Source organism: Pseudomonas chaetocerotis (assembly GCF_015712105.2).
Taxonomy (GTDB): Bacteria; Pseudomonadota; Gammaproteobacteria; order Pseudomonadales; family Pseudomonadaceae; genus Aquipseudomonas; species Aquipseudomonas chaetocerotis.
Window position 1 is genome coordinate 82,431 of the sequence record NZ_JACFYX020000013.1, and the last position, 15,710, is coordinate 98,140.

At 61.0% G+C, this 15,710-nt stretch carries 12 protein-coding genes; 1 reads left to right on the top strand and 11 read right to left on the bottom strand.

All coding sequences use genetic code 11. The features are described 5' to 3' along the window. Positions 1–22: 22 nt before the first annotated feature. The 6 genes from H3221_RS20940 to H3221_RS20965 all read right to left on the bottom strand — a co-directional run bounded on the left by H3221_RS20940 (position 23) and on the right by H3221_RS20965 (position 9,147). Complete coding sequence (locus H3221_RS20940; protein ID WP_196476052.1) at positions 23–1,027, bottom strand: response regulator; 1,005 nt, start codon at positions 1,025–1,027, stop codon at positions 23–25. Next, positions 1,024–4,665 (bottom strand): PAS domain S-box protein, encoded by a 3,642-nt coding sequence (locus H3221_RS20945; RefSeq protein WP_224490716.1) that lies wholly within the window; start codon positions 4,663–4,665, stop codon positions 1,024–1,026. Before H3221_RS20945 ends, H3221_RS20940 begins: the two co-directional genes overlap by 4 nt. Before the next feature lie 186 nt (positions 4,666–4,851). Further along, complete coding sequence (gene htpG, locus H3221_RS20950) at positions 4,852–6,750, bottom strand: molecular chaperone HtpG (protein WP_160018214.1); 1,899 nt, start codon at positions 6,748–6,750, stop codon at positions 4,852–4,854. Between the two features lie 157 nt (positions 6,751–6,907). Continuing rightward, positions 6,908–8,155 carry an MFS transporter gene (locus tag H3221_RS20955; protein WP_196476054.1) on the bottom strand — a complete coding sequence of 416 codons (1,248 nt, stop codon included), beginning with the start codon at positions 8,153–8,155 and terminating at the stop codon, positions 6,908–6,910. Between the two features lie 69 nt (positions 8,156–8,224). Beyond that, positions 8,225–8,671: a PaaI family thioesterase gene (locus H3221_RS20960; RefSeq protein WP_021489256.1), complete on the bottom strand. Its 447-nt coding sequence runs from the start codon at positions 8,669–8,671 to the stop codon at positions 8,225–8,227. Next, positions 8,668–9,147: a PaaI family thioesterase gene (locus tag H3221_RS20965; protein WP_196476098.1), complete on the bottom strand. Its 480-nt coding sequence runs from the start codon at positions 9,145–9,147 to the stop codon at positions 8,668–8,670. Before H3221_RS20965 ends, H3221_RS20960 begins: the two co-directional genes overlap by 4 nt. 175 nt (positions 9,148–9,322) lie before the next feature. Between H3221_RS20965 and H3221_RS20970 the strand changes: the two genes are divergently transcribed. Next, on the top strand, positions 9,323–9,619 hold the full coding sequence (locus H3221_RS20970) for a hypothetical protein (protein WP_003460576.1): 297 nt from the start codon (positions 9,323–9,325) through the stop codon (positions 9,617–9,619). 42 nt (positions 9,620–9,661) lie between these two features. Here H3221_RS20970 and H3221_RS20975 read toward each other — a convergent pair whose 3' ends face one another. The 5 genes from H3221_RS20975 to H3221_RS20995 all read right to left on the bottom strand — a co-directional run bounded on the left by H3221_RS20975 (position 9,662) and on the right by H3221_RS20995 (position 15,624). Beyond that, positions 9,662–10,057 (bottom strand): MAPEG family protein, encoded by a 396-nt coding sequence (locus H3221_RS20975; protein WP_196476055.1) that lies wholly within the window; start codon positions 10,055–10,057, stop codon positions 9,662–9,664. Beyond that, positions 10,054–10,788: a DUF599 domain-containing protein gene (locus H3221_RS20980; protein WP_074914762.1), complete on the bottom strand. Its 735-nt coding sequence runs from the start codon at positions 10,786–10,788 to the stop codon at positions 10,054–10,056. The genes H3221_RS20975 and H3221_RS20980 overlap by 4 nt, the downstream gene beginning before the upstream one ends. 105 nt (positions 10,789–10,893) lie before the next feature. Next, positions 10,894–12,210 carry a branched-chain amino acid transport system II carrier protein gene (gene brnQ / locus H3221_RS20985; RefSeq protein ID WP_196476056.1) on the bottom strand — a complete coding sequence of 439 codons (1,317 nt, stop codon included), beginning with the start codon at positions 12,208–12,210 and terminating at the stop codon, positions 10,894–10,896. Between the two features lie 364 nt (positions 12,211–12,574). Next, positions 12,575–13,960 carry a cysteine--tRNA ligase gene (cysS, locus tag H3221_RS20990; protein ID WP_074914758.1) on the bottom strand — a complete coding sequence of 462 codons (1,386 nt, stop codon included), beginning with the start codon at positions 13,958–13,960 and terminating at the stop codon, positions 12,575–12,577. Continuing rightward, positions 13,960–15,624 carry a glutamine--tRNA ligase/YqeY domain fusion protein gene (locus H3221_RS20995; protein WP_196476057.1) on the bottom strand — a complete coding sequence of 555 codons (1,665 nt, stop codon included), beginning with the start codon at positions 15,622–15,624 and terminating at the stop codon, positions 13,960–13,962. Before H3221_RS20995 ends, cysS begins: the two co-directional genes overlap by 1 nt. Positions 15,625–15,710 lie beyond the last annotated feature (86 nt).

Consider the following 15,710-nt stretch of genomic DNA (forward strand, 5'->3'; position numbering starts at 1 on the left):
GGCGTGTTTCAGACAAGAGGTTTCAAGCGGCAGGTTGTTCGGCCCAGCGTTCCTTGATCTGCAGAATCTCGGGCAGGCAAGCGATGAACAGCTCGACCAGGCGTGGATCGAAGTGGCGCCCACTCTGATCACGCAGGAAAACGACCGCATCCTCCACGGACCAGGCCTGCTTGTAGGGGCGCACGCTGGTCAGCGCATCGAACACGTCAGCGATAGCGACGATGCGGCCCTCCAGGGGAATTTCCTCACCACTCAGACCGTTCGGATAACCGCTGCCATCCCACTTCTCATGGTGCGACAGGGCAATGCGTTGCGCCGTGCGCAACAGTCCCGAGCTGTGCTCGCCGATGATCCGCGCACCGATCTCCACGTGCTGGCGCATCACCTGCCATTCCTCCTCGTCCAGCTTGCCCGGTTTGCGCAGCACCGCATCGGGAATACCGATCTTGCCGACATCGTGCATCGGCGCCGCGTTGAGCAGTTCCTCGGCCGCGCTCTCGCTGAAGCCGGCGGCCAGCGCCAGCACCTTGGAGAAATGGCTCATGCGAATGACGTGCAAGCCGGTCTCGTTGTCCTTGTACTCGGCAGCCATGCCCAACCGCTGGACGATCTGCAAGCGGGTCTGCCTGAGTTCATCGACACGCACCAGCGACAGATGAGTGCGCACCCGGGCACGTACGATGGGCGGGCTGACGGGCTTGGTGATGTAGTCCACCGCGCCAACCTCGAAACCACGCGCCTCGTCCTCGACATCGCCCAGAGCGGTCACGAAAATCACCGGAATCGTCTTCAGCTGAGGACTGCCCTTGAGCTGCTCGCATACCTGGTAGCCAGTCATGCCCGGCATCATGACATCGAGCAGGATCAGGTCGGGCCGTTCACGTTCGGCCATTTCCAGCGCGCGCCCCCCCTCCTTGGCGAACAGCAGGCGATAGTCCTCCTGCAGGATATGGCGCAGCACCTGCAGGTTGGTGGGTTCGTCATCGACCAGCAGCAACAGCGGACGCGTATCGGCAACCAGGGTCATGATGGGGTCGTTTCCTCGTCTTGCAGTTGCAGCAAAAGTTGATCGAGCACCAGCAGGGCCTGATCGAAATCGAAGTCATCCAGCGCCTGACGCATTTCGTTCAGAGCGGTGCCATAGGCTGTACCCCTGGCGGCCTGCTCCATGACGGCAAGGGTTTCATCATCCAGGCCGCCCCGCTGCAGCGCCTGTCGCAGCTGACTGGCCTGTTCACGCAGCGAGCGCAAGTCGACAGCCGAGCTTTCAACCGAAGAGACGGCCTCAGGCACCTGCGGCACCACCTCCTTGACGGTCAGAAGAGCCTGCTCAAGTTCCGCGATCAGTGCAGGTAAAGCCTGCTCGTCCTGAGCCTGAAACGCCCGCTCGACCAACTGCCCCAGGCTGGCTAGTCCGCTCATCGCCAAGTTACCGGCGGCGCCGTGCAGACGATGCGCCTGAGCCTCACCCTCGCGCCAGTCGCGCGCCTTCAGCAGTTGGGTGAGACGCGCCGCCAAATCATGCTGTTCGGCAATGAAGGTATTGATCGCCTGCGCCATGCGTAACGGCCCGCCCCACAGGCTGCTGCCACGGACCCAGTCGAACAGGCCATCGTCGGCAACCCGGGTGGCACTGACCACTGCGCTGGGTACATCGGTCAGCCCGAGCAGTCGGGCGATTTCCCAGAGCAGCGCGTTGACATCCAGTGGCTTCGAAGCAAAGCCATTCATACCCGAGTCCAGCGCTGCCTGACGATCCTGGTCGAGCACGCTGGCGGTCAGGGCAATGATCGGAATCGGCTCTCGTGCCTCGGCCGCTTCCAGCTGACGAATCCGCCGCGAGGCTTCAAGGCCGTCTACACCGGGCATTTGCACATCCATCAGGATCAGATCGAAGCGATGCTGGGTAAATGCCTGCAGTGCGCCTTCACCATCGGCGACGCCATGTACGCGATGGCCGAAATGCTCCAGGGTCAGTTGCAGCAGTTCGAGGTTCTGCGGCACGTCATCGGCCGCAAGAATGTTCAACTGCCCCAGCTCAGGCAGCACGGCACGTTGCTGCGAGGCCAGACGCTTGCCGGCACGCAGCGGCAACTCGACGCTGAAGCAACTGCCCTGCCCCTCGGTGCTTTCGACCCGCAAGCGTCCTCCCATCAACTCGACCAGTTGCCGGGAGATGGTGGTGCCGAGACCGGTACCGCCAAAGCGCCGGCTCATCGAGGCGTCAGCCTGAGCGAAAGGCTCGAAGATTTTCTCCAGGCGGTCGGCCGCGATGCCGATGCCGGTGTCCTTCACCGCCAGGCGCATGGCGCCCGGCTCACCCGTCACTTTCAGGCGAACCTCGCCGTGCAGGGTGAACTTGACCGCATTACCGAGCAGGTTGGTCAGGACCTGTTGCAAACGCAGTGGGTCACCACAGAAGAACTCGTGGGTCGTTGCCGGGTAATCCAGATGCAGCTGCAGGCCTTTGCCCTCGGCCGTCAGCCGCTGCGTCGCAAGCACCTGCTCGCACAGCTCGCGCAGAGAGAAATCCAGTTGTTCCAGTTCGATGGCACCACGGTCGAGCTTGGCCGTGTCGAGGATGTCATTGAGCAAGCCCAGCAACGAACGCGACGAATGCTGTACGGTGCTCAGATGGCGACGTTGCTCGCTGGAAAGCGGCGTTTCCAGCAGCAGATCGGTAAAACCGATGATGGCATTCATCGGCGTACGAATTTCATGGCTCATGTTGGCAAGGAAGCTGCTGCGCGCAGCAGCGGCGGCCTCGGCGCGATCACGGGCAGCCCGCAGATCCTGTTCCATGACCCGGCGCGGGGTCAGGTCGGTCGCCAACTTGACGACCTTGAACGGCTTGCCGTCGGTATCGAGGATAGGGTTGTAGCTGGCCTGAATCCAGACTTCCCGTCCTCCCTTGCCAAAGCGGTGGTATTCACCTGCACGAAAATGACCTGCACGCAGATCCATCCAGCCCTGGCGATAAGCATCGCTCGCCACCAGTTCAGGATCGCAGAACATGCCGTGGTGGCGCCCTGCCACCTCCTCCTTGGCATAACCAAACAACGCCAGTGCATTGTCATTGATGTCGAGGATCTTGCCCTCGAGGTCGAACTCGATCAAAGCCATCGCCTTGCTGATCGCAGTGACCTTGCCTTCATATTCGGCATTGCGCCGCTTGGTTTCGGTCTGGTCGAGCAATACGCCATCGATCCAGCGCGGCAAACCGTTTTCGTCGCAAACTGCGCTACCACTCTCCCAGATCCAGTGTTCCGCGCCATCGCGGTCGAACAAGCGGTATTCGACGACGTAGTTGCGGCCTTGCTCGATGGCCTGCATCACCTCGTCTGCGACTCGCTGATAGTCGTCCGGGTGATACATATCGGCAATCGAACAGCGGCGACTGATGAAATCCTCCGCACTCCAACCGGTGAGGGGCTGCACCGCATCGCTGATAAATATCATGGTCCAGTCTTGATCCAGCGTGCAGCGGAACGACACACCAGGAATGTTGCTGATCAACGAACGGTACTGCTGCTCGCTGTCACGCAGGGCCTTCTCCATGGCATGTCTCTCGCTGATATCGGCGACGAATACCACGAACAGCGGACGACTACCTGAATGGGTGATACCAACGCTGATGCGTACCGATTTCTCGTTGCCGTCACGGGTCAGACACATCAGTTCCTGCTCACCAGCCGGCATCGTCAGGCGACCTGTCCTGAGGTAATCGGCCAGTAGGACTTCGACCTGCTCAATGTAGCGAGCCGGCATCAGTGAGCGCATGTGCGTGCCCACCAGTTCTTGCGGTGCCCAGCCAAACAGACGCGAGACCGCTCGATTGGCCGAGCGCAGGGTGCCGGTGTGATCGACGGTGATGATGGCATCCAGAGCCGTATCGAAGATCGAGCGCAAATGCTGCTCGCTGGCCTTGAGTTGAAGACTCATGCGGCGGTAACGCAGCAGCGTATTGACCGCTACCACGAAGACCGTCAGAGCGACGGTCAGCAGCGTGATGGCAATGGCGATATAACCACTGTCGACCACTGCCATCGGAGCCTCGGACTCCGGCGTACCGACGAAACGCGCCGCCGCCATGCCGGTATAGTGCATGCCACTGATTGCCAGGCCCATCACCAGGGCGCTGAGCAGAAGCGCCCACAATGTCGGCAAACGCCCCTCCAGACCGAAGCGTACCCACAACGCCAGAATGGCCAGGGCGACGGCAACGACCATGGACAGGGCGAACATCCAGGGGTCATAGCGCAGCAGCGGCGCCATCTGCATCGCCGCCATACCGCTGTAGTGCATGGCTCCGATACCGGCCCCGACCAGTACACCACCTACACACAGCTGCAACAGGCTCAAGTCACGCCGCGCCAGCAGGCTCAGCGCGACCCATGAAGCAGCCAGGCTCGGCAGCATCGACAGTAGCGTGATGCCCAGATCGAATCGCACCGCCGCACACAGTTCGAAGGCGAGCATGCCGAGAAAATGCATGGACCAGATGCCGCCGCCAAGCGCGAGCGAACCGGTGAGAATGGTGATTTGCCTGGCGACCGGATGCGAACTGTCGCGCGCTTCACCGGCCAGCTGCAGCGCCATGCCGGCGGCGAATACGGCAATAGCCAGCGACAGCAGCACAAGGGAAGTGTCGTAACTACTTAGCACAAGGACACTCGGGTCCGCGCCCATCAAGAAGAACAACTCGAAAATCGACATACCACCCCAAGGCACTGCAGAAAGCCAGCCAATTGCCAGCATCTGAAACGACAGGGTCGCGCTTGTCAATTAAAGCCGATCAATCGCGCTCATAGAAAAGCCCGCCGAAGCGGGCTTGTTCCAATACCTGATCTATCAGGCAGAAAGTTCCACCAACAACTTGTTCAGACGCTGCACGTAAGCGGCAGGATCTTTCAGGCTGTCACCCGCGGCCAACGCGGCCTGATCGAAGAGAATATGCGACAGATCGGTGAAGCGGTCCTCGTCCGGCTCGGCATCCAGACGTTCGATCAGCGGGTGCGCGGGGTTGAACTCGAAGATCGGCTTGGCATCCGGAACCTTCTGCCCGCTGGCCTCGAGAATCTGGCGCATCTGCAGACCGAGATCCTGCTCACCGATGGCGAGAATCGCCGGCGAGTCGGTCAGGCGATGGGAGACGCGAACCTCGGCGACCTGCTCACCCAGGGCACCCTTGAGGCGTTCGATCAACCCCTCCTTGGCCTTGGCGACTTCTTCCTGCGCCTTCTTGTCCTCTTCCGAGTCCAGCTCACCCAGGTTCAGGTCACCACGGGCCACGTCGACGAACTGCTTGCCGTCGAACTCGGTCAGGTAGCTCATCAGCCACTCGTCGATGCGATCGGTGAGCAGCAGCACTTCGATGCCCTTCTTGCGGAAGACCTCCAGATGCGGGCTGTTCTTGATCTGCGCGTAGCTTTCGCCCGTGAGGAAGTAGATCTTGTCCTGACCTTCCTTGATGCGGCCCAGGTAGTCGGCCAGCGAAACCGATTGCTCGTCGCCTTCGCCTGCGGTGGAGGCGAAACGCAACAGACCGGCGATCTTCTCCTTGTTGGCGAAGTCTTCCGCCGGGCCTTCCTTGAGCACCTGGCCAAAGGCCTTCCAGAAGGTCTTGTAGTCGTCCGGCTTGTCCTTGGCCAGCTTCTCCAGCATGTCCAGCACACGCTTGGTCAGTGCCGACTTCATCGAGTCGATGACCGGGCCGGACTGCAGGATCTCGCGGGAGACGTTCAGTGACAGGTCATTGGAATCGACCACACCTTTGATAAAGCGCAGGTACAACGGCAGGAACTGATCGGCCTGATCCATGATGAATACGCGCTGCACGTAGAGCTTGAGGCCCTTGGGCGCTTCGCGGTGGTACAGGTCGAACGGCGCACGCCCCGGCACGTAGAGCAGAGATGTGTACTCCAGCTTGCCTTCGACCTTGTTGTGGCTCCAGCTCAGCGGGTTCTCGAAGTCATGGCCGACGTGCTTGTAGAACTCCTGGTATTCCTCGTCCTTGATCTCGGTACGCGGACGGGTCCACAGGGCGCTGGCGCGGTTGACGGTTTCCCACTCGACCTCCGCCGGTTTGTCTTCACCGTGATGTTCCTTCGGCAGTTCGATGGGCAGCGCAATGTGATCCGAGTACTTCTTGACGATGTTGCGCAGGCGCCAGCCGTCGGCGAACTCTTCTTCGCCACTCTTCAGATGCAGGACGATGCGGGTGCCGCGCTCGGCTTTCTCGATGTTCGCCACCTCGAACTCGCCCTCGCCTGCGGACGACCAGTGCACGCCTTCGCTGGCAGGGCTGCCGGCTCGGCGGCTGAACACCTCGACCTTGTCCGCGACGATAAAGGCCGAATAGAAGCCCACACCGAACTGGCCGATCAGGTGCGAATCCTTCTTCTGGTCGCCGGACAGATTCTTCAGGAAGTCGGAAGTGCCGGACTTGGCGATGGTGCCCAAGTGCGCGATGACTTCCTCGCGGCTCATGCCGATGCCGTTGTCTTCGAGGGTGACGGTCTTGGCATCCTTGTCGAAGGACAGGCGGATCTTCAGCTCGGCGCCACCTTCGAGCAGCTCCGGCTTGGCCAGCGCCTCGAAACGCAGCTTGTCAGCGGCGTCGGAAGCGTTGGAGATCAACTCGCGCAGGAAGATTTCCTTGTTCGAGTACAGGGAATGGATCATCAGGTGAAGCAGTTGCTTCACCTCGGTCTGGAAGCCCAGGGTTTCTTTTTGAGTTTCCACACTCATGGTCTGCTAACTCCATCTGTAGGACAGGAACCGCTATCGCGGCGATGACCTACAGATGGGGCCTGCTGGATGAATTTCAAGGGCTTGGAGCAGGCGCATCATCGTCTCGGGCAGGTAAAAACCACGTGCAAGCCGAATATGGTGGATTGCACCCGCCCTACGGCTCCAGCAGTTCCAGGCGACCGATTTCTTCCGGCTTGAAGCTGAAGCTGGCCTGGCCGCCACCACTGCCCATCTGCTGACTGAGGCGAATGCTGCCGTCACTATCGACACCGACGAAACGCCCCTCCACCGTGCCGCCACTGGCGCGGCTCAGGCGCATGCTGAGGTTGCGGTACTGCTCCGGGTTGCGCTGCAAACGTGCCAGGCTGAAACGCTGACGACGGTCGACCGGACGACTCAGGCGCTCCTCGACAGCAGTCGCTTCAGCTTGTTGTGCCGGTTGCTTGGCCGCAACGGAGGGCAATGCCGGGAAGCGATCACCCTCCACCACCCAGCCTTGCTCAGAGCGCTTGTGCAAACGAATTGGCAAGCGCTCGTCGCGCCCGTCGATCTGCGCATCGACCTGCAATTCCAGGGTATCGCCCTCGAAGGTGAACACCGGCAGTTTCAACTCGCGCACCTCGCGCGTAGCGAAACGTCGCTGCAGATAGTCCTGCAGGACATGGGCGATGGTGTCACGCGAGTCGTACCGGGTATCGACCTTGCCATCGACATAGCGCAGGCGATCACGATACAGCTCCACCCGGCCACTCAGGCTGGTCTTGAATCGTGGCGGCATGACCAAGTGGAAATCGCCAACCAGACGATTCGGTTCCTGCGGCAGCAGGTCCAGATGCAGGGTGTAACCGCGACTCAGGCGACGAGCCTCGGGCAGATCCTGTTCCGGCAACAGCCAGTTCAGCTCTACCTCTGGCAGGTTACCGCTATCCTGGGGCAATACGTCGATACGCACCCGACCATCGACTGGCTGCGGCAGGCGGATACTCAGTTCGCGCAGGGCGAAGAAGTCCAGGCCTTCACGTAGCACCAACACACCATCGATCAGTTCACCCTGCTGCGGGCGAAATGGCTGGCCGTTTAGCTCACCGTCCAGATTGATGGCCAGCTCTGCCGGCACCTGCACCTCGGGCTTGAGCCAGTCCAGACGGACGATCGCCGCCAAACGCTCGGCATCCTTGCTGGCCAGCAAGGTCAAGCCCACCACCAGCGGGATGATGCCAAGCCCGATGAGAGTGACCGCGCTACGGGCTCTCCGCCAGTGGCGCACGATGTAGATCAAGGTGAGCGGGGGGATCAGACTGCCCCAGCCCCACAACAGACTGGTGGCGAACGCGCGCATGACCAGCCATACCAGACCGGCCAGCATCAGCACCAGGCCACCAATTATCAGCAACGCATCCATCTACAGGGTCCTTGTCATGATTTCGCTGCGCTGCCGATCCGCCCCAATCGCCAGGCAAGTCTCAAGAACTCAGGGCTCATCGACCTTGAAGTGGGCACGGGCGGTGGCAATCGGTTCGGTCTGTTTGGTCTGCCAGGCGGTGATCGCCACGTTGGCCACCCGACGCCCCTGCCGCCAGACCTGGCACTGCGCATAGGTGTCACGATAATGGCCGGCGCGCAGGTAATCTATCGAGAAGTCGATGATTTTGGGCAAATGTGGAATGCCCATGAACATCAATAAATGAAGCATGGCTGCGTGTTCCATGAAACCGGCGATTACGCCACCATGCAACGCCGGTAGTACCGGGTTACCGATGCAGTCGCGGTTGGCAGGCAGGCGAAAGACCATGTCGTCACCCAGGCGCAGGCATTCGATACCCAGCAGCTTGGCGTAGGGGATCAGATTGATCAGCGGGTCATAATCGTTCTGCTGATGCGCACGCGCCACCAGTTGCTCCAGGCTCAGCTCGCTCATGCGTCACCGCCTTGCTGGATATTCTGCTTCAGCTCACCGCTGCCCTGCACTGCCTTGCCCATGCGCATGAAGGCACCAACCACGTGGGCAATCGGCTGCTCGGGGTCGTCCTGATAGGCATAGCCACGAGTGAAGATGATGTTGGGCGTGACCCGATAACACTCGGCGAAACCGAATACATCCTTGCCCGGCTCGGCCGGGTGCATGTAATCGATGCGCAGATCGAGTGTCGGGCAGATCTCGAATTCCGGCAGTACGCAGACTGTGGAGATACCGCAGGTGGTGTCCATCAGCGTGGTAATGGCGCCACCGTGGATCACACCAGTGTCCGGATTGCCGACAATATGCGGCGCGTACGGCAAGCGCAGCGTCAGTCCTTTGCCATCGGCCGACTCGACACTCATGCCCAGCACCTGACAATGACGCAACGCGGCCAGAAACCGCTGCGCCCGCTCCTCGATCGACTGCTCACTCATCACACTGCTGCTCTGCCGCGAAAAAAGGCTGCGCATGATAGCGCCTTGCGCCCGGACTAACACCCGTCCGGGGCTTGCTCTCAAGTCCAGGGGAACTTATTGGCATCGCCGACATTCGAAGTGACTGTGTGCTCTGGGGTCAGCCCAGCCACTTATAACTCTCACACATGGAGTGATGACCGTGAACAAACCTCTGACTTATGCCCTGCTGCTTGCCACTGCCCTGGGTCTCGCCGCCTGCGAGAAAACCCCGGAAGACAAGATGGAGTCGGCCAAGGAGTCAGTCTCCGAAGCGATGGAGAACCTGGGCGATGCAGCCAAAGACACCGGCGACGCCATCGAACAGAAGACCAACGAAGCCTTGGGTAATGAACCTACCACTGGCGAGAAAATTGAGGATGCGGCCAGCGATGCGGCCGACGCCATCGAGGATGCCGGCGACGAAGCCAAAGACGCAGTCGACGGCCAGTAACCTCCATTCAAAATCAGGAAGGCCCGCAATGCGGGCCTTCTTTCATTTCAGCGCTGGGCTGATCATCAGCAGCAGGCTACAGGCCAGGCCCACCACCCATACCAGACTGCGCTGCCAGTGCAGATCCCACCAGTAGAACAGCAGGTACAGCACGCGACTGACGACGAAGGTGATGGCCAGAATGTCGATCAGAAAGCCGTAAGTCTGCGTGGTGTGTGCCATCAGCACACCTGCCGCGAACAGTGGGAAGGCCTCGATGCTGTTCAAATGCGCCGCCAGGGCACGCGCGCCGAACCCCGTCAGACGCGCCTGCTGGGCGCGTGGGTGATGGTTGTCGTAACGACCACCGCCCTCCTTGGCCATGGCCTTGGCCACCGGGGCCTTGGCGATGAAGATCAACAAGGCGCTGATAAAGACGCACCAGAACGGCAGACTCATTCACTCTTCTCCTTGGCCACCTCGGCGGCCGGTGTTGGGGTATACACCATCACTTCCAGCACATCCGAATGGAACTCTCGGCGATACAGCACCACGACCACGCCAGCAGTCACCAGCATGAAGAACCAGGGGTTGATGAACCAGGCCAGGGTTGCCATACCGAAATAGTAAGCGCGCAAACCGAAGTTGAACTGGTTGGCGGCCATCGAGATCACCCGCGCTGTGCGCTCTGCGAAAGCCTTGCGCTCCTGCTCGGTGACATGCCGCTCCCCCACCATCGGCGCCGAGCCCACCAGCACCGCTGCGAAGTTGTACTGGCGCATGCACCAGCTGAAGGTGAAGAAGGCATAAACGAAGATGATGCCCAGGCACAGCAGCTTGATCTCGGATAGCCCACGGCTGGCCTGTTGCACGAAGGGAATGTCGGCCAGCAGCGACAGGGCACGATCGGAGGCGCCGAGCACGGTGAGGATACCAGCGAGGATAATCAGCGTGCTGGAAGCGAAGAACGAGGCGTTGCGTTCGAGGTTGCCAATCACGTTGGCGTCGGCAATGCGATTGTCGCGAAGCAGCATGCGGCGCATCCAGTCTTCACGATACAAGTGCAGGACGCTGGCCAGACAGGGCGTGGTTCGTGCCTTCAGGGAGGCATAGCGGGTGTAGCCGCCCCAGCATACAACGAACCAGAGAGCGGCCAGGAAATGAGGCAGGTACGGATAGCTGTTGAGCATGCCAACTCCTTGTAAGACTGCTGCGGATTATAGCCAGGCTGCCTGTTTTCTTGTTCGACAAAAAAGGCCGCCTCGTGGGCAGCCTTGTTTTGTTTCGAGCGCGTCTTACGCAGTGGTGGCGTTCTGACGCAGGCCCAGAATGCGGTCGATAACCACCACCAGAACCAGTGTCACCGCCACCGGCAGCAACCAGCCCAGACTCTGGCCGGCCAGAGGCAGTTGCCCGAACCAGGCTGGAACCTTGTCGGCCCAGGGGGTCGCGGCAACACCGTCGGCAACGCCGAATACCAGCGTAACGGCCATCACCGGCACGAACACCAGTGACTGGGAAACCCACAGGCGGTTGGCCAGGCTCAGGGCGACCAGCACGATAGCCAGCGGATACAGGCCCACCAGAACCGGAATCGAGAAGCTGATCAGTTGAGTCAGGCCCTGATTGGCCACCACCAGACTGAACACACCGAACAGAATCACCACGCTGCGGTAGGAAACCGGCAGCAATTTGCTGAAGAACTCGCCACAGGCCGTCAACAGGCCAACCGCGGTGGTCATACAGGCCAAAGTGATGACAACGGCCAGCAGCAGGCTGCCGGCAGTGCCGAAGGTGTGCTGCACGTAGGTGGTCAGCACCTGCACGCCATTTTGCGCATCACCCGCAATGCCTTGGCTGGTAGCGCCGAGATAGAACAGCGCCAGATACACCAGTGACAGACCGATGGCCGCGATAACGCCGGCGATTACCGAATAACGCGTGATAAGGCCGGCGTCGCTGACACCACGATCGCGAATGGCGCTGGCGATCACGATGCCGAACACCAGTGCGCCCAGGGTGTCCATGGTCAGGTAGCCCTGCAGGAAGCCCTGCACCAGCGGCGCCTCGCGGTAGCTGTCGGCTACCACGCCAATCTCGCCAGCTGGCGCGAACAGCGCAGCGCCGCCCAGCACCAGCAGTGCAGCCAGCAGTACCGGCGTGATGAACTTACCGATACGGTCCACCAGTTGACCGGGATTGAGCGAGAGGAACAGCACGGCCAGGAAATACACCAGGGTATAAATCAATAGCGGCGCACCTTCGTTACCGGTGAATGGCGCAATACCCATCTCGAAGGACACCACAGCAGTACGCGGCGTGGCGAACAGCGGGCCGATAGCCAGGTAAACCGCTACCGCGAGGATTGCACCCGCCACCTTACCCAGGGGAGCAGTGAGCAGGTCCATACCGCCGCCCACCCGGGCCAGGGCAACCACAGTCAATAGCGGCAAGCCGACACCGGTCAGCAGGAAGCCGAGTGCTGCGGGAAGCAGATTCTCCCCGGCGGCAAGACCAGCACTGGGCGGGAAGATGATATTGCCTGCGCCTAGAAACAACGCAAATGTCATGAAGCCGAGAGCCAGGAGGTCTGAGCCTTTCAAACGAGTCATAAAGGGAAATACCACAAGCAGGAAATCGAAGAGTTGCGGGGGTTTCCTTGAGGGATCGGGGAAACGTCGCCCGAGCGTTTGGCTCGAACCACTGCAGGCATCGCCAGGCGCTTGTGGCGCCACGGACACGACAAGGCGCGCATACTAACGAAAAGCGCCCGTCAGCAGCACAGTTGGCGGACGAGCTGTCGAACTGGCGTAACTGACTGTCGCATCGGCAAAAGTTATGAGAAATCTGACCGCCACACTTTCGCTTCCTACCTGGACCGCCCCTTATAGGACTCGGCAGCCCGCTCCCACTGCAAGAGAAACCGAAAAATGAAAAAGGCCGCTCGAGAGCGGCCTTTGTCGTTGAGCGCGAGGCTTACTCGGCCAGGCGCCAGGTGGTGCCGCCCTTACCGTCTTCCAGCACCACGCCCATGGCAGTGAGCTGGTCGCGGATACGGTCGGATTCCGCCCAGTTCTTGTCGGCACGGGCCTGCAGACGCGCTTCGATCAGTGCATCGACCTCAGCCGCATCGACCTTGCCGGCGGCACCGGCCTGCAGGAAAGCCTCGGGTTCGAGTTGCAGCACGCCCAGCACGCTGGCCAGTTGCTTGAGCTGAGCGGCCAGCCCGGCAGCGGCCTGCACATCGGATTCGCGCAGGCGGTTGACCTCACGAATCATCTCGAATAACACCGCGCAGGCTTCCGGCGAGTTGAAATCGTCGTCCATCGCCGCACCGAAGCGTTCGACGAAGGCCTCGCCACCGGCAGGCGCAGCATCAGGCAAACCTTTCAGGCCGTTGTAGAAACGCTCCAGGGCGCCCTTGGCTTCCTTGAGGCTCTCTTCGGAGTAATTGATCGGGCTGCGGTAGTGGCTGGACACCAGCAGGTAGCGCACCACCTCCGGGTGGTACTTCTCCAGCACCTCGCGGATGGTGAAGAAGTTGCCCAGGCTCTTGGACATTTTCTCGCCATCCACGCGCACTGCACCAGCGTGCATCCAGGCGTTGGCATACTGCTTGCCAGTGGCCGCCTCGCTCTGCGCGATCTCGTTCTCGTGGTGCGGGAATACCAGATCCGGGCCGCCTCCGTGGATGTCGAAGGTCTCACCGAGGCAGCAGGTGGACATCACCGAGCACTCGATATGCCAGCCCGGACGGCCCTTGCCCCAAGGCGAGTCCCAGCTCGGTTCGCCCGGTTTGGCCGCCTTCCACAGGACGAAGTCCAGTGGGTCTTCCTTGATTTCGTCGACCTCGATACGCGCGCCGATCTTCAGCTCGTCGATCTTGCGGCGCGACAGCTTGCCGTAGGTCTCGAACCGGGTGACGCGGTAGTACACGTCTCCATTGCCCGGCGCATAGGCGTACCCCTTGTCGATCAGGGTCTGGATCATCTGGTGCATGCCGGCGATATGGCCGGTGGCGCGCGGCTCGATGTCCGGGCGCAGCACGGACAGGCGCGCCTCGTCCTGATGCATCGCCGCGATCATGCGCTCGACCAGCACCTCGAACGATTCGCCGTTTTCGTTGGCGCGACGGATGATCTTGTCGTCGATGTCGGTGATATTGCGCACGTAGGTCACGTCATAGCCGCGCTGACGCAGCCAGCGGGTGACCACGTCGAAGGCAACCATCACGCGGGCGTGGCCGATATGGCAGAAGTCATAGACGGTCATGCCACACACGTACATGCGCACGTGATTGCCTTCCAGCGGTTTGAACGCTTCCTTGACCTTGCTCAGGGTGTTGTAGATCGACAGTGCCATTACTGCCCCCAGGAATCGCGCAGGGTCACGGTGCGGTTGAAAACCAGGGCGCCGGCGGTCGAATCCTTGTCCAGGCAGAAATAACCTTCGCGTTCGAACTGGAAGCGATCATCGGCAGTGGCCTGAGCCAGCGACGGCTCGGCGCGGCAACCGGTCAGCACCACCAGGGACTCCGGGTTGATGTTGTCGAGGAAGCTGCCGCCCTCTTCGCTCTTCTCCGGATTGGCCGAGCGGAACAAGCGATCATACAGGCGCACTTCGCACTCAACGCTCTCAGCCGCAGGCACCCAGTGGATCACGCCCTTGACCTTACGGCCTTCCGGGTTCTTGCCCAGGGTGTTCTCGTCATAGGAGCAGCGCAGCTCGACGATGTTGCCGGCGGCGTCCTTGACGGCTTCGTCGGCGCGGATCACGTAGCTGCCACGCAGGCGCACTTCACCACCAGGGATCAGGCGCTTGAAGCCGTCCGGCGGGGTTTCCTCGAAGTCGCTGGCGTCGATGTAGATCTCGCGAGAGAACGGCAACACGCGGGTGCCGATGTCCTGCTTGGGATGGCGCGCCAGCTCCAGATTCTCGACCTGGCCTTGCGGATAGTTGGTGATCACCACCTTCAGCGGCTTGAGCACGCACATGGCGCGCGCGGCGTTGGCGTCCAGATCATCGCGGATAGCGAATTCCAGCATGCCGATATCCACCAGGCCACCGGCGCGGTTGACACCAATCATGTCACAGAACGCACGGATCGACGCCGGGGTATAGCCACGGCGGCGATAGCCGGACAGCGTCGACATGCGCGGGTCATCCCAACCGTTGACGTGCTTCTCGTCCACCAGTTGCTTGAGCTTGCGCTTGCTGGTGATGGTGTAGTTCAGATTCAGCCGGGCAAATTCGTACTGGCGCGGCTGCGCCGGTACCGGCAGGTTGGCCAGGAACCACTCGTACAGCGGGCGGTGATCTTCGAACTCCAGAGTGCAGATGGAGTGGGTGATGCCTTCGATGGCGTCCGACTGGCCGTGGGTGAAGTCGTAGCTCGGGTAGATGCACCACTTGTCGCCGGTCTGGTGGTGATGGGCGTGGCGGATGCGGTAGAGGATCGGGTCACGCAGATTGATGTTCGGCGAGGCCATGTCGATCTTGGCGCGCAGCGAACGGGCACCATCCGGGAACTCACCGGCTTTCATGCGGGCGAACAGGTCGAGGTTCTCTTCCACGGAGCGCTCGCGGAACGGGCTGTTCTTGCCCGGCTCGTTCAGGCTGCCGCGGTATTCGCGCATCTCTTCGGCATTGAGATCGCAGACGAAGGCCTTGCCGGCCTTGATCAGCTCGATAGCCCAGGCGTGCAGTTGGTCGAAATAATTGGAGGCGTAGCGCTCCTCGCCGGCCCACTTGAAGCCCAGCCACTCGACGTCGGCCTTGATCGCGTCGATGTATTCCTGGTCTTCCTTGGCCGGGTTGGTATCGTCGAAACGCAGGTTGCACTGGCCGCCAAACTCTTCGGCCAGACCGAAGTTCAGGCAGATGCTCTTGGCATGGCCAATATGCAGGTAGCCGTTGGGCTCCGGCGGAAAGCGGGTCACGATCTTGGCGTGCTTGCCGCTGTCCAGATCAGCCTGGACGATGGGGCGCAGGAAGTTGGCAGCTTTTTCGACGGTAGGCTTGCTCATGGTGTCCTTAACAATACTGGCGCGGCACAGGGTAGGCCGCTTCGGGCAAAGTCCGTATCATAACCAACCTGTCAAGCCCCTGACAG